Origin of the sequence: Escherichia coli, from assembly GCF_036503815.1 — a bacterium.
Classification (GTDB): Bacteria; Pseudomonadota; Gammaproteobacteria; order Enterobacterales; family Enterobacteriaceae; genus Escherichia; species Escherichia coli_F.
This window is the reverse complement of sequence record NZ_AP027764.1, coordinates 2,524,541-2,537,668: the sequence shown is the minus strand read 5'-3', so window position 1 is coordinate 2,537,668 and position 13,128 is coordinate 2,524,541. Positions and strand designations below refer to the sequence as shown.

The 13,128-nt window shown below is 50.4% G+C and carries 12 protein-coding genes and 3 pseudogenes; 9 read left to right on the top strand and 6 right to left on the bottom strand.

Features of this window, described 5'->3' with window-relative positions:
* Window positions 1-150 precede the first annotated feature (150 nt).
* Genes lsrA through lsrG form a run of 6 tightly spaced genes read left to right on the top strand, consistent with a single transcriptional unit; the run spans window position 151 to window position 5,950 of the window.
* Window positions 151-1,686 (top strand): autoinducer 2 ABC transporter ATP-binding protein LsrA, encoded by a 1,536-nt coding sequence (gene lsrA / locus AABJ99_RS12255; protein ID WP_000958013.1) that lies wholly within the window; start codon window positions 151-153, stop codon window positions 1,684-1,686.
* On the top strand, window positions 1,680-2,708 hold the full coding sequence (gene lsrC, locus AABJ99_RS12250) for an autoinducer 2 ABC transporter permease LsrC (protein ID WP_021552079.1): 1,029 nt from the start codon (window positions 1,680-1,682) through the stop codon (window positions 2,706-2,708). Before lsrA ends, lsrC begins: the two co-directional genes overlap by 7 nt.
* On the top strand, window positions 2,708-3,700 hold the full coding sequence (gene lsrD, locus AABJ99_RS12245) for an autoinducer 2 ABC transporter permease LsrD (RefSeq protein WP_338387335.1): 993 nt from the start codon (window positions 2,708-2,710) through the stop codon (window positions 3,698-3,700). Before lsrC ends, lsrD begins: the two co-directional genes overlap by 1 nt.
* A gap of 11 nt (window positions 3,701-3,711) precedes the next feature.
* On the top strand, window positions 3,712-4,734 hold the full coding sequence (gene lsrB, locus AABJ99_RS12240) for an autoinducer 2 ABC transporter substrate-binding protein LsrB (protein WP_039021841.1): 1,023 nt from the start codon (window positions 3,712-3,714) through the stop codon (window positions 4,732-4,734).
* Between the two features lie 26 nt (window positions 4,735-4,760).
* A complete protein-coding gene (lsrF, locus tag AABJ99_RS12235) occupies window positions 4,761-5,636 on the top strand; it encodes a 3-hydroxy-5-phosphonooxypentane-2,4-dione thiolase (protein ID WP_039021840.1) in 876 nt (291 codons plus the stop codon).
* A gap of 23 nt (window positions 5,637-5,659) precedes the next feature.
* Complete coding sequence (lsrG, locus tag AABJ99_RS12230) at window positions 5,660-5,950, top strand: (4S)-4-hydroxy-5-phosphonooxypentane-2,3-dione isomerase (RefSeq protein WP_000558527.1); 291 nt, start codon at window positions 5,660-5,662, stop codon at window positions 5,948-5,950.
* 74 nt (window positions 5,951-6,024) lie between these two features.
* Here lsrG and tnpA read toward each other — a convergent pair.
* Window positions 6,025-6,450, bottom strand: a pseudogene (gene tnpA / locus AABJ99_RS12225) (IS200/IS605 family transposase); the annotation flags it as partial.
* A 7-nt stretch (window positions 6,451-6,457) separates the two neighbouring features.
* On the opposite strand from tnpA, the pseudogene AABJ99_RS12220 reads away from it, so the two are divergent.
* The 3 genes and pseudogenes from AABJ99_RS12220 to tam all read left to right on the top strand — a co-directional run.
* A pseudogene (locus AABJ99_RS12220) lies at window positions 6,458-6,547 on the top strand (helix-turn-helix domain-containing protein); the annotation flags it as partial.
* Window positions 6,534-6,644: pseudogene (locus tag AABJ99_RS12215) on the top strand (hypothetical protein); the annotation flags it as partial. The pseudogenes AABJ99_RS12220 and AABJ99_RS12215, both read left to right, overlap by 14 nt.
* Before the next feature lie 88 nt (window positions 6,645-6,732).
* The gene (gene tam, locus AABJ99_RS12210; RefSeq protein ID WP_039021839.1) at window positions 6,733-7,491 is read left to right on the top strand and encodes a trans-aconitate 2-methyltransferase; all 759 of its coding nucleotides are present in this window, start codon (window positions 6,733-6,735) and stop codon (window positions 7,489-7,491) included.
* A 3-nt stretch (window positions 7,492-7,494) separates the two neighbouring features.
* Here the strand turns inward: tam and yneE are convergent, their stop codons facing one another.
* The 5 genes from yneE to glsB form a co-directional block, all read right to left on the bottom strand.
* A complete protein-coding gene (gene yneE, locus AABJ99_RS12205; RefSeq protein WP_039021838.1) occupies window positions 7,495-8,409 on the bottom strand; it encodes a bestrophin family protein in 915 nt (304 codons plus the stop codon).
* Between the two features lie 196 nt (window positions 8,410-8,605).
* Window positions 8,606-10,057, bottom strand: coding sequence for a tagaturonate reductase (gene uxaB, locus AABJ99_RS12200; protein WP_039021837.1), 1,452 nt, complete (start codon window positions 10,055-10,057; stop codon window positions 8,606-8,608).
* A gap of 227 nt (window positions 10,058-10,284) precedes the next feature.
* The gene (locus AABJ99_RS12195) at window positions 10,285-11,703 is read right to left on the bottom strand and encodes a sensor domain-containing diguanylate cyclase (protein WP_039021836.1); all 1,419 of its coding nucleotides are present in this window, start codon (window positions 11,701-11,703) and stop codon (window positions 10,285-10,287) included.
* Between the two features lie 138 nt (window positions 11,704-11,841).
* Window positions 11,842-12,201: a DUF4186 domain-containing protein gene (gene yneG, locus AABJ99_RS12190; RefSeq protein ID WP_001191038.1), complete on the bottom strand. Its 360-nt coding sequence runs from the start codon at window positions 12,199-12,201 to the stop codon at window positions 11,842-11,844.
* Window positions 12,201-13,127: a glutaminase B gene (gene glsB / locus AABJ99_RS12185; RefSeq protein WP_000257402.1), complete on the bottom strand. Its 927-nt coding sequence runs from the start codon at window positions 13,125-13,127 to the stop codon at window positions 12,201-12,203. Before glsB ends, yneG begins: the two co-directional genes overlap by 1 nt.
* Window position 13,128: the final 1 nt, after the last annotated feature.

The following is a 13,128-nucleotide window of genomic DNA, read 5'->3' as shown; positions in this document are numbered from 1 at the left end:
CATGAACAAACGCAACCGTGAAAATCAAAATAGCATAAATTGTGATCTATTCGTCGGAAATATGTGCAATGTCCACCTAAGGTTTATGAACAAATTGAAAGCAGAAATACATTTGTTCAAAACTCACCTGCAAAACTGAACGGGGGAAACATGCTAACGAGTGATACCCGCGCGTTACCGCTACTTTGCGCCCGCTCGGTTTATAAACAGTATTCAGGGGTTAATGTCCTGAAAGGCATCGATTTTACGTTGCATCAGGGGGAAGTCCACGCCCTGCTTGGCGGCAATGGTGCCGGTAAATCGACGTTAATGAAGATCATTGCCGGTATTACCCCTGCTGATAGCGGTACGCTGGAGATTGGGGGCAACAACTACACCAGATTAACGCCAGTTCATGCTCATCAGTTGGGTATTTATCTCGTTCCCCAGGAACCGCTGCTTTTCCCAAGCCTGTCGATAAAAGAAAACATTCTGTTTGGGCTGGCAAAAAAACAGCTCTCCATGCAGAAACTGAAGAACTTGCTGGCGGCGCTGGGCTGCCAGTTTGATCTGCATAGTCTGGCAGGATCGCTGGATGTCGCCGATCGCCAAATGGTGGAAATCCTCCGCGGGCTGATGCGCGACTCGCGGATTCTGATCCTCGATGAACCTACCGCCTCGCTTACCCCCGCCGAAACCGAACGTTTGTTTAGTCGCTTGCAAGAGTTGCTTGCTACTGGCGTGGGTATTGTTTTTATCTCGCATAAGCTGCCGGAAATTCGCCAGATTGCCGATCGAATTAGCGTGATGCGCGACGGAACCATCGCCTTAAGCGGCAAAACCAGCGAACTGTCTACCGACGACATTATTCAGGCCATCACGCCAGCGCTACGGGAAAAATCGCTCTCTGCCAGCCAAAAATTATGGCTGGAGTTACCTGGCAACCGTCCACAACATGCCGCCGGAACGCCGGTGCTGACACTGGAAAACCTGACCGGCGAAGGTTTTATGAATGTCAGCTTGACGCTTAATGCCGGAGAAATTCTGGGTCTGGCTGGGCTGGTGGGGGCCGGACGCACAGAACTGGCCGAGACGCTCTATGGTCTGCGTACTTTGCGTGGCGGACGCATTATGCTGAATGGTAAAGAGATCAATAGATTATCCACTGGAGAACGTTTACTGCGCGGTCTGGTTTATCTGCCGGAAGATCGCCAGTCATCCGGACTGAATCTCGATGCTTCGCTGGCCTGGAATGTCTGCGCCCTTACTCATAACCTTCGTGGATTCTGGGCGAAAACCGCGAAAGATAACGCCACACTGGAACGTTATCGTCGGGCTCTGAATATTAAATTTAACCAACCGGAACAAGCTGCGCGGACCTTATCCGGCGGCAACCAGCAAAAAATCCTGATTGCCAAATGTCTGGAAGCTTCGCCGCAAGTTTTGATTGTCGATGAGCCGACGCGCGGCGTGGATGTCTCGGCCCGTAATGATATCTACCAGCTGTTGCGCAGCATCGCCGCACAAAATGTGGCTGTGCTGCTTATCTCCTCTGATCTGGAAGAGATCGAACTGATGGCAGATCGCGTATATGTGATGCATCAGGGCGAAATTGCCCACTCTGCACTGACCGGACGCGATATTAATGTCGAGACCATTATGCGCGTTGCCTTCGGCGATAGTCAGCGTCAGGAGGCATCATGCTGAAGTTTATCCAGAACAACCGTGAAATCACGGCACTGCTGGCGGTGGTGTTGCTGTTTGTATTACCCGGTTTTCTCGACCGCCAGTATTTAAGTATGCAAACGCTGACCATGGTTTATAGCAGCGCGCAAATCCTGATCCTGCTGGCAATGGGCGCGACGCTGGTGATGCTCACGCGCAATATCGATGTTTCGGTGGGTTCGATTACCGGAATGTGCGCAGTGCTGTTGGGAATGTTACTGAACGCGGGGTATTCACTACCTGTTGCTTGTGTCGCGACTTTACTGCTTGGTTTGCTCGCGGGATTTTTCAACGGTGTACTGGTCGCGTGGCTAAAGATCCCTGCCATTGTTGCCACGCTCGGTACATTAGGATTGTACAGGGGCATCATGTTGCTGTGGACTGGCGGTAAATGGATTGAGGGGTTACCCGCCGAACTGAAACAACTCTCCGCCCCGCTGCTGTTTGGCGTTTCAGCAATTGGTTGGTTGACGATAATTCTGGTGGCATTTATGGCCTGGCTGCTGGCGAAGACGGCGTTTGGACGCAGTTTTTATGCCACGGGCGATAATTTGCAGGGCGCTCGTCAACTGGGCGTTCGTACGGAAGCCATTAGGATTGTGGCATTTTCGTTGAACGGCTGCATGGCGGCACTGGCGGGGATTGTGTTTGCTTCGCAGATCGGTTTTATTCCCAACCAGACCGGTACCGGGCTGGAGATGAAAGCGATTGCAGCCTGCGTGCTGGGCGGTATTAGTTTGCTCGGCGGTTCCGGTGCGATCATCGGTGCGGTACTCGGCGCATGGTTCCTGACGCAGATCGATAGTGTACTGGTGCTGTTGCGCATTCCGGCATGGTGGAATGATTTTATCGCGGGCCTGGTTCTGCTGGCGGTGCTGGTGTTTGATGGACGCCTGCGTTGTGCGCTGGAACGTAATCTACGGCGGCAAAAATATGCCCGCTTTATGACGCCACCGCCATCCGTTAAACCCGCTTCGTCAGGTAAAAAACGGGAGGCCGCGTAATGCGTATTCGCTACGGTTGGGAACTAGCTCTTGCCGCACTGCTCGTTATTGAGATTGTCGCATTTGGTGCAATTAACCCGCGGATGTTAGATCTCAATATGTTGCTGTTCAGCACCAGTGACTTTATCTGCATTGGCATTATCGCCCTACCGCTGACGATGGTGATTGTCAGTGGCGGGATCGATATTTCGTTTGGTTCGACTATCGGCCTGTGCGCCATCGCATTGGGTGTGTTGTTTCAAGGCGGCGTGCCAATGCCGCTGGCGATTATCCTGACGTTACTGCTCGGCGCATTGTGCGGTCTGATTAACGCCGGATTAATTATCTATACCAAAGTTAACCCGCTGGTGATTACGCTTGGCACGCTGTATCTGTTTGCTGGAAGCGCCCTGCTGCTTTCCGGGATGGCTGGGGCGACGGGGTACGAAGGTATTGGTGGATTCCCGATGGCGTTTACAGATTTCGCTAACCTGGATGTGCTGGGACTCCCCGTTCCGCTGATTATCTTTCTGATATGTCTCCTCGTTTTCTGGCTCTGGCTGCATAAAACCCATGCCGGACGTAATGTGTTTTTGATTGGGCAAAGCCCGCGCGTGGCGCTTTATAGCGCGATTAAAGTTAACCGCACCTTATGTGCGCTCTATGCCATGACGGGGCTGGCGTCTGCGGTCGCCGCTGTGCTGCTGGTATCGTATTTTGGTTCAGCACGTTCCGATCTCGGTGCGTCGTTTCTGATGCCCGCCATCACCGCCGTGGTGCTTGGCGGTGCCAATATTTATGGTGGTTCCGGTTCCATTATCGGCACCGCCATTGCGGTTTTACTAGTGGGATATTTGCAACAAGGTTTGCAAATGGCAGGAGTGCCAAATCAGGTGTCCAGCGCCCTTTCCGGTGCGCTGCTTATCGTCGTTGTCGTAGGTCGTTCCGTTAGCCTGCATCGCCAGCAAATTAAAGAGTGGCTGGCGCGTCGGGCCAATAACCCATTGCCATAAAGGATATCTTCATGACACTTCATCGCTTTAAGAAAATCGCCTTACTTAGCGCTCTTGGCATTGCCGCAATTTCTGTGAATGTACAGGCCGCAGAGCGTATTGCTTTTATTCCCAAACTGGTTGGCGTGGGATTTTTTACCAGCGGTGGCAACGGCGCACAACAAGCTGGTAAAGAGCTGGGCGTTGATGTGACCTACGACGGGCCGACAGAACCCAGTGTTTCTGGTCAGGTACAGTTGATTAATAACTTTGTCAATCAGGGGTATAACGCCATTATCGTTTCTGCGGTTTCGCCTGATGGCTTGTGTCCGGCACTGAAACGCGCCATGCAACGTGGCGTGAGAGTGCTGACCTGGGACTCTGATACCAAACCGGAGTGCCGCTCTTACTACATTAATCAGGGAACGCCCGCCCAGTTGGGTGGTATGTTGGTGGATATGGCGGCGCGTCAGGTGAATAAAGACAAAGCCAAAGTCGCGTTTTTCTACTCAAGCCCCACCGTTACGGACCAAAACCAGTGGGTGAAAGAGGCGAAAGCGAAAATCGCCAAAGACCATCCAGGCTGGGAAATTGTCACTACGCAGTTTGGCTATAACGATGCCACTAAATCGTTACAAACCGCAGAAGGAATATTAAAAGCCTATAGCGATCTCGACGCCATTATCGCCCCGGACGCCAACGCCCTGCCCGCTGCCGCACAAGCCGCAGAAAACCTGAAAAATGACAAAGTTGCGATTGTCGGATTCAGTACGCCAAACGTGATGCGTCCGTATGTAGAGCGCGGCACGGTGAAAGAATTTGGCCTGTGGGATGTGGTTCAGCAAGGCAAAATTTCAGTTTATGTCGCGGATGCATTATTGAAAAAAGGATCAATGAAAACGGGCGACAAGCTGAATATTCAGGGCGTAGGTCAGGTTGAAGTCTCGCCAAACAGCGTTCAGGGCTATGACTACGAAGCGGATGGTAATGGCATCGTACTGTTACCGGAGCGCGTGATATTCAACAAAGAGAATATCGGCAAATACGATTTCTGATGTGCATTACTTAACCGGAGTACGTTATGGCAGATTTAGACGATATTAAAGATGGTAAAGATTTTCGCACCGATCAACCGCAACAAAATATCCCTTTTACCCTGAAAGGTTGCGGTGCGCTGGATTGGGGAATGCAGTCACGCTTATCACGGATATTTAATCCGAAAACGGGTAAAACCGTGATGCTGGCCTTTGACCATGGTTATTTTCAGGGGCCGACTACCGGACTTGAACGCATTGATATAAATATCGCCCCGCTGTTTGAACATGCCGATGTATTAATGTGTACGCGCGGCATTTTGCGCAGCGTAGTCCCCCCGGCGACCAATAAGCCGGTAGTACTGCGGGCGTCTGGTGCGAACTCTATTCTGGCGGAATTAAGTAATGAAGCCGTGGCGTTATCGATGGATGACGCCGTGCGCCTGAACAGTTGCGCGGTGGCGGCGCAGGTTTATATCGGCAGTGAATATGAACATCAGTCGATTAAAAATATTATTCAACTGGTCGATGCCGGAATGAAAGTGGGAATGCCGACCATGGCAGTCACTGGCGTGGGCAAAGATATGGTGCGCGATCAGCGTTATTTCTCGCTGGCTACCCGAATCGCCGCTGAAATGGGGGCGCAGATTATCAAAACTTATTATGTCGATAAAGGTTTTGAACGGATTGTTGCCGGATGTCCGGTACCCATTGTTATTGCTGGCGGTAAAAAATTACCGGAGCGCGAGGCGCTGGAAATGTGCTGGCAGGCTATCGATCAGGGCGCTTCTGGTGTGGATATGGGGCGTAATATTTTCCAGTCTGACCATCCGGTGGCGATGATGAAAGCCGTACAGGGGGTGGTACACCATAACGAAACGGTTGATCGGGCATATGAACTCTATCTGAGTGAAAAACAGTAACTGCGGATTTAAGGAGAAGAATTATGCACGTCACACTGGTTGAAATTAACGTTCATGAAGACAAGGTTGACGAGTTTATCGAAGTTTTTCGCCAGAACCACCTGGGCTCGGTACAGGAAGAAGGCAATTTGCGCTTCGATGTCTTACAGGACCCGGAAGTGAATTCGCGCTTTTATATCTACGAAGCCTATAAAGATGAAGACGCAGTGGCGTTCCATAAAACCACGCCCCACTACAAAACCTGTGTCGCAAAACTGGAATCTTTAATGACCGGGCCGCGTAAAAAACGTCTGTTCAATGGGTTGATGCCGTGAGTCGAATTTATCCGGTGCGCCGTAAAACCCCGTCCTTCAGGGCGGGGATATAAGGCGCGGTTTTCCACCTGACCAGGTGTTTGCTGTTGTTCAATGTATTGGCGGATGACGGATATTGGCGCACCTCCGCAGCTACTGGCAAAATAGCCTGGACTCCACAAAACGCCTTTGTAGTAATACCTGACTGCAATATCTGGTCGATCTCGTCGCAGTAACCTACCCGATACGCCTTTGAGGCTGTTTACCAGACTGGATATCGCCAGTTTGGGAGGATAGTTAATTAACAAATGGACGTGATCTGGTTCGCCATCCATTTCAACCAGTTCAGCTTCAAAATCAGCACATACATTTGAAAAGTAAGTGCGTAGTTTTTCTGTCGCGTCATGGTCAAAAATCTGGCGTCGGTATTTGGTGACAAAGACCAGGTGAACATGCATCAGGAAAACACAATGCCTTCCACGCCGGATATCGGTTTCTTTTTTCACAGACCAAAATATAATTTGACCTGTGAAACGACTACAGGCATTTAAATTCCAGTTAAGACCCGGTGGTCAACAGGAGCGTGAAATGAGGCGCTTCGCAGGCGCATGTCGTTTTAGCGGCGGGGCACGCCGTTCTTGCCTGTGGAGGGATGGTGCAGTCAGGCCGCCCGTTGAAGCAGGAACCCACCGAAATGATTCAGGCGACAGCCTGAACGTAGCAGGGATCCACGTCCTTCAGGGCGTGGAGGATGTCAACAGTTTTATCTACACTAGGGGTAACGCGCTGACGGGAGTAAAAATATGTCTGACTGGAACCCCTCTTTATATCTGCACTTTGCCGCTGAACGATCGCGTCCGGCGGTGGAGCTGCTTGCCAGAGTGCCGCTGGAGAATATCGAATACGTTGCCGATCTTGGCTGTGGCCCAGGTAACAGCACCGCCCTGCTGCATCAACGTTGGCCTGCGGCCTGGATAACAGGCATCGACTCGTCTCCGGCGATGATTGCTGAAGCGCGCAGTGCTTTGCCAGACTGCCAGTTCGTGGAAGCAGACATCCGCAACTGGCAACCGGAACAGGCACTCGATCTGATTTTTGCTAATGCCTCACTGCAATGGCTGCCCGACCACTACGAATTGTTCCCTCATCTGGTTTCTTTACTTAATTCGCATGGTGTGTTGGCAGTACAGATGCCAGATAACTGGCTAGAGCCAACCCATGTGCTCATGCGCGAAGTCGCCTGGGAACAAAATTATCCGGATCGCGGGCGTGAGCCGCTGGCTGGCGTTCATGCTTACTACGATATTTTGAGCGAAGCCGGATGTGAGGTCGATATCTGGCGAACCACTTACTATCACCAGATGCCGTCGCACCAGGCGATTATTGACTGGGTGACCGCCACTGGATTGCGTCCGTGGTTACAGGATCTGACCGAGAGCGAACAGCAGCATTTTCTTACGCGCTACCATCAGATGCTGGAAGAGCAGTATCCACTGCAAGAGAACGGACAGATACTGCTGGCATTTCCGCGTCTGTTTATTGTTGCCCGGCGTACGGAGTAATTATTACGTCAGCTGGTAATGACGATCGGGAAGAATTTTCGCTGGAATTTCTGCTTCATCGTTCATCTGTAACAGGTCAATTTCAATAGCGTTGCAGATGGCATCCAGCGGTAAATCATTGTTTTCAGTACCGAACGGATCTTCCAGCTCTTCCGCCAGACAATCCAGCGAAATAAAAGTGTAGGAAATCAGCACAGAGATAAAAGGCGTCATGTAATGCAGATCCACAACCAGCGCGAACGGCAGCATGATACAAAACAGATAAACGGTACGATGCAAAATCAGGGTGTAGGCAAAGGGAATTGGCGTGTAGGCAATGCGCTCGCAGCCTGCCAGAACCGCTGAAATATCGTTAAGCCGATCGTTGAGGCTAATAAACAGGATATCTGAAAGCTGTCCATTGCGTCGCTGAACCGCCAACCACTCCCCCATTATCAACAAAATACGGTTAGCTGGAGTGTTTGAAGCCAGTACACGCTGAAGATCTTCAGTCTTGAGATAATGTGCCAGCACTTCCGCCTGTGGTTGTTTGCGTAATGTCATGCGTAAACAGTGGGCGAAGGCGATTTGCAGCCGTGCAAACTCCCTTACACTTGCCGAATCCGGCAATGTCGTTTTTACCTCGCGCAGTAACGACCGAGAGGCAATCATCAACTGCCCCCAAAGTTTTCGCGCTTCAACGTAACGGGCGTACCCGGCATTATTACGAAAACCAAGAAAAATGGCGATGGCGACACCGAGAATGCTGAATGGTGCGAGGGTAAATTTAATACCCAGATGCGTGTACCAGGGCAGCATGAAAATAACAGCGATAGAAAAGAGAAAATTGAGTAGTAAGCGCGAGGATATCTTGGATAATACTGAACCGTGCCAGACAAAAATACGGCGCAGCCAGTGTTGTTGTGGACGAACGATCATGGTTATCTTCAGGCGTGGAAAAGTCGCCCTATTAAACGTGATTACGATCACATTCTCAAGACACTACTTACAAATTACCTACAAGCTTACAACATTAACAGGTGCTGCATGTGGCACCTGTTAATGATAAAGGCACATAGGATGTTGTAACTAATATAGTGAAATAAGAAACCCGGTCGAAACCGGGTTCAGAGTATTAGCACAACGGACGTACAGCTTCGCGCATTCCTTTTTCGAGAATCGCATCCAGGTCATTAGCAACCTGCTCGACCAGACCAGGCACTTGCGTCAGGTCCTGCTCCCAGTGGTCTTTTTCAGCCAACACAATAGCAACCAGTTCCTGGGTGCCGATAACACGGTCACGATGCTGGCTCCAGAGTTGCTGATAACGTTCCAGCCAGTGGGCATCGTCCTGTACCGGATATGTTTCTCCGTTACGCTCACCGCGATAAAACGCAATCAATGCCGCTAATGCGAAAGTAAGGCGCGCCGGAAGTGTGCCGTTTGCCTTCTGCCCTGCCAGCAGCTGCGGCAGGATACGGGTGCGGAACTTGGTCATACCGTTAAGCGCGATAGACAGCAGCTGATGCTTGATGTACGGATTACGGAAACGTCCGGTGACTGCACTGGCGAAAGATTCCAGTTCATCACGAGGCAAATCCAGTACCGGAATAATCTCTTCGTAGATGGCTTTTTCAACGAATGCACAAATTTCAGCATCGTTCATCGCTTCACCTACAGTATCCAGCCCTGCCTGGAACGCCACCGGCACCAGCGCCGTGTGTGCACCGTTGAGGATTGCCACTTTGCGCTCTTTATACGGTTTAATATCGTCAACAATCAGCACGTTGAGCGGATATTTGTCCAGACGCAGCTCAGTCGCTAAGGATTTCGGCCCCTGAATCACAAACAGGTAAAAGTGTTCAGCGGTGTCGAGGAAACCATCGTGATAACCCAGTTCTTCTTCCAGTTTAGCCACTTCATCACGCGGATAACCGGTAACGATACGGTCCACCAGCGTAGAACAGAAGCTGTTAGCCTGATCCAGCCATTGAATAAATGCTTCTGGTAGTGCCCACTCTTGCGCGTAGCGCAGCACCAGTTCACGCAGTGCATCGCCGTTATATTCGATCAGTTCACATGGGATGATGATCCAACCTTTATCCTGCGCTCCGTTGAAATGGCTAAAGCGTTCGAACAGCAGACGGGTCAGTTTTGCCGGATAACTTACCGCTGGCGCGTCATCGAATTTATCGCCCGCATGGTAGCTGATACCCGCTTCGGTGGTGTTAGAGAAAACAAAGCGCATTTCCGGGTTGTGCGCCAGTTTCAGGAATTCATCGTATTCACTGTAGACGCTGATTTCACGATTAACCGAGCGAATCAGACGCGCGTCGCTGACCGCCTCCCCCTTCTCATTCAAACCACGGATAATGGTGGTGTACAGACCATCCTGCGTGCTCAATGACGGCGGGAATGAAGTTTCAATCGGACGAACAACGACCACGCCAGAATTCAGATCGGTGTGCTCATTCAGGAGATCGATTTGCCAGTCAACAAAGGCGCGCAGGAAGTTACCTTCACCAAACTGAATGATACGTTCTGGATACTGTGCACCGGGAAAATCGCGACGATTTAGTGTTTTCACAATGGGTTCCCTTCTGATTAGTCATACAACCTGTTTGAATTGGTACGACAGGTTAGCAAACTTTAATACGCCGAACCCCTGTTTTGATCAACTCCTGATGATTAATGAGCAGTTTTATGAGAAAAGTGTGGCGCGGATCATGGTTTAATCGAGGAACTACGCCTTTTATTCGCTCAATAAAGTGGTAGAACACATTCCGTTAAAATCACTCTGCATGAATAAAGATGTCAGACAACTTCCTCACCGTAACGCATAGTGCTGGTACGGTTGCGCCCATCTTTCTTCGAGCGATACAGACATGTATCGGCTTCGACCATCAATTTATTAAAGTCATCGGTCAGCGTTCGGTACGATGCGCAACCACTACCGACGCCAATACTTACCGTGAGATAAAGCGTTTTTTGTTGCCAGGTGAACGGTTGCAGTTCAACGCCTTTACGGATTTTTTCCGCCATTAGCAGACCATCGACAGGATTCACCGATGGCACTGCAACAGCAAATTCTTCGCCGCCCATTCGCGCCACCAGCCCCTTATCACCGACAATCTTTTGAATATGCTGGGCAAACACGCTTAACACTTTATCGCCACATTCATGTCCATAGTTATCGTTAATGCTTTTGAAATAGTCGATATCAAGCAGCATGACAGTCAGATGTTGTGTCTGTTTAAGCGATGGACTTTTCAGCGCCTCATAAAGACCGGACCGTGAGTAAACCTGAGTCAGAAAATCAAAGTCGGCTCGCAGCGCAACTTGCTTCATTAGCGAATTGATCGCTGCCACGCTAAAAGAAACCATAATTGGGCATATCGCCATCGTGGCAATACCGAGACGTGCGGAGAACATTTCTGGAATAGAGAACGGCGAACCGACCGAGATATCAATCACCGAATTTGCCACCAGTACAATCTCCACCGCACCGGTGACAAAGGTCAACAGACATGTTACCTGCGGCGTATAACGCACCGCACACCAGATTAATGCAGGCAGCGGGAACGCCAGACTCCCCGCTCCGCCAATGACTATCGAGGCAACAACCGACACAATAAGCGCGATAGCGGGCATCATCTGTTCTGCTTTAAAGCGCGGCAGCACTCCAGGAATTGCCAACGTCAGCATACAAGGCACGATCAACACGCCCGTTGAGAATTGCTCACTGAACCAGTCGGCAAGCAAAGGCCAGAAATCCAGACTATCAATACTGACCGAACCAATCGCCCCGACAATAGCGCATAATAATGCGGCAATCAGACAGTAATTAAATAGCCGTAAGGCACTTACTGGCTCGTACTTATTTTTCCCCAGACGCTTATCCCGCGCGACCAGTAAGGCGACGGTAACAATAAACATCATATTGGAGAAATTGATAGCCAGTGAAACCAGCCCCCATTCGGTGGTTATGGCATCATAAACCAGCATTGCCACATAACTGATCGCATAGTAATGCAGTCGATTAAGCCAGACATAGCGGGCAAACACCCCCGCCATTACGCCATTCAGCGGCCAGAAAAGAGAAAGTTCGTGAACCAGCCGTAACTCTGCACCAATAAAATAGAACAGCGTGGTTAGCACAAAAATAGCGATGCTATTACGTAGCAGATGACCTTCCTGGAACAAACGGAAAGTTGAAATGGGCTGTACATGCATTAATTATCTGTCCATACAATTGCGGGTGGCAATTATCTCAACGTAATAAGTAAATTCTCATAAAGGATAGCATGTTCGCTGACAGCGGCGGCAAATAAAGATATCCTGGGAATGCTATTTTATCGTTTTCCGCAATTATCATGGCTGATTCATCTGTATAACCAACCAGTGATAGATTACCGACACGATATAACGTTGTTGTTCCTCGCTTAACGAAACACCCTGCGGAATGTTATGCCACTTAGCCAGACAACCGCGACAACAGGTTGCAGTGGCGTGCTGAGCGATAAACACCGGATGCCCGCGCATGGGGGTTTGCTTACCGTCGTTAGCCGGTAATGCCGGAGCAAGACGTTTAGAGACAAAATCCGCCGCATGTTGTTCGATGACTGGCGCGCCTTTCTCCAGACAATACTGACGCTCTTTCACACCCAAACGAAAGCGAGAGCGAAATTTTGAACGGGATAAACGCGCGAAGAGTGGATCGAGAGACTGCATTAATAAACCGAACGCCCTAATTGTTTCGTCAATTGTTCAAGGACAGCAATGCCCGCAAGCGAGTTACCGGCATCATCCAGTTCCGGGCTCCAGACTGCGATGGCCATTTCATGCGGAACAATCGCCACAATACCGCCACCAACGCCAGATTTTGCCGGTAGTCCCACCCGCCAGGCAAACTCCCCCGCATTCTGGTACATACCACTGGTCGCCATCAGTGCGTTAATTTGCCGCGCCTGCATTGGCGTCACCACAGGTTCATCAATATGAATAGCTTTCCCCTGATTAGCCAGAAAGACAAACGTCCGGGCCAGCTCTATACAGCTCATTTTCAGAGCGCAGTAATGAAAGTAGTTTTGCAGAACGGTTGTCACGTCATGATGGAAATTGCCAAACGACTTCATCAGCCAGGCGATAGCCGCATTTCGCGCGGAGTGTTCAAATTCGGAACGCGCTACCACCGTATCGTAGGAAATATCAGACACACCGCTTAAGCCGCGCACGACTTCCAGCATACGTTGCCGAGGAGCGCTTAATCGCCCTTGCAACATATCGCAGACCACCAGCGCACCGGCATTAATAAACGGATTACGCGGAATACCCTGCTCCATTTCCAGTTGCACTAAAGAATTGAACGGTGATCCAGACGGATCTTTGCCGACGCGTTGCCAGATTTCCTCTTCGGAGTAATGACGCATGGCGACAACGAGACTCAGCACTTTGGAAATAGACTGAATGGAAAAACGTTCTTGTGCGTCTCCGGCCTGAAAAAGCTGTCCGTCAACGGTACAGATAGCAATGCCCAGCCGGGAACCGTCTACCGTAGCCAACGCCGGAATATAATCCGCGACTTTACCCTGACCAATGAGCGGCCGCACTTGCCGCAAGATGTTTTCTAAAATTGCATTATCCATGGCGACTGCCACT

What these genes read in the sequence shown, in the direction of transcription:
- lsrC (WP_021552079.1), top strand. Translation starts at nt 1,680, where the DNA reads ATGCTGAAGTTTATCCAGAACAACCGTGAAATCACGGCACTGCTGGCG.
- lsrB (WP_039021841.1), top strand. Translation starts at nt 3,712, where the DNA reads ATGACACTTCATCGCTTTAAGAAAATCGCCTTACTTAGCGCTCTTGGC.
- lsrD (WP_338387335.1), top strand. Translation starts at nt 2,708, where the DNA reads ATGCGTATTCGCTACGGTTGGGAACTAGCTCTTGCCGCACTGCTCGTT.
- lsrG (WP_000558527.1), top strand. Translation starts at nt 5,660, where the DNA reads ATGCACGTCACACTGGTTGAAATTAACGTTCATGAAGACAAGGTTGAC.
- lsrF (WP_039021840.1), top strand. Translation starts at nt 4,761, where the DNA reads ATGGCAGATTTAGACGATATTAAAGATGGTAAAGATTTTCGCACCGAT.
- yneG (WP_001191038.1), bottom strand. Translation starts at nt 12,201, where the DNA reads ATGCAGTCTCTCGATCCACTCTTCGCGCGTTTATCCCGTTCAAAATTT.
- lsrA (WP_000958013.1), top strand. Translation starts at nt 151, where the DNA reads ATGCTAACGAGTGATACCCGCGCGTTACCGCTACTTTGCGCCCGCTCG.
- AABJ99_RS12195 (WP_039021836.1), bottom strand. Translation starts at nt 11,703, where the DNA reads ATGCATGTACAGCCCATTTCAACTTTCCGTTTGTTCCAGGAAGGTCAT.
- yneE (WP_039021838.1), bottom strand. Translation starts at nt 8,409, where the DNA reads ATGATCGTTCGTCCACAACAACACTGGCTGCGCCGTATTTTTGTCTGG.
- tam (WP_039021839.1), top strand. Translation starts at nt 6,733, where the DNA reads ATGTCTGACTGGAACCCCTCTTTATATCTGCACTTTGCCGCTGAACGA.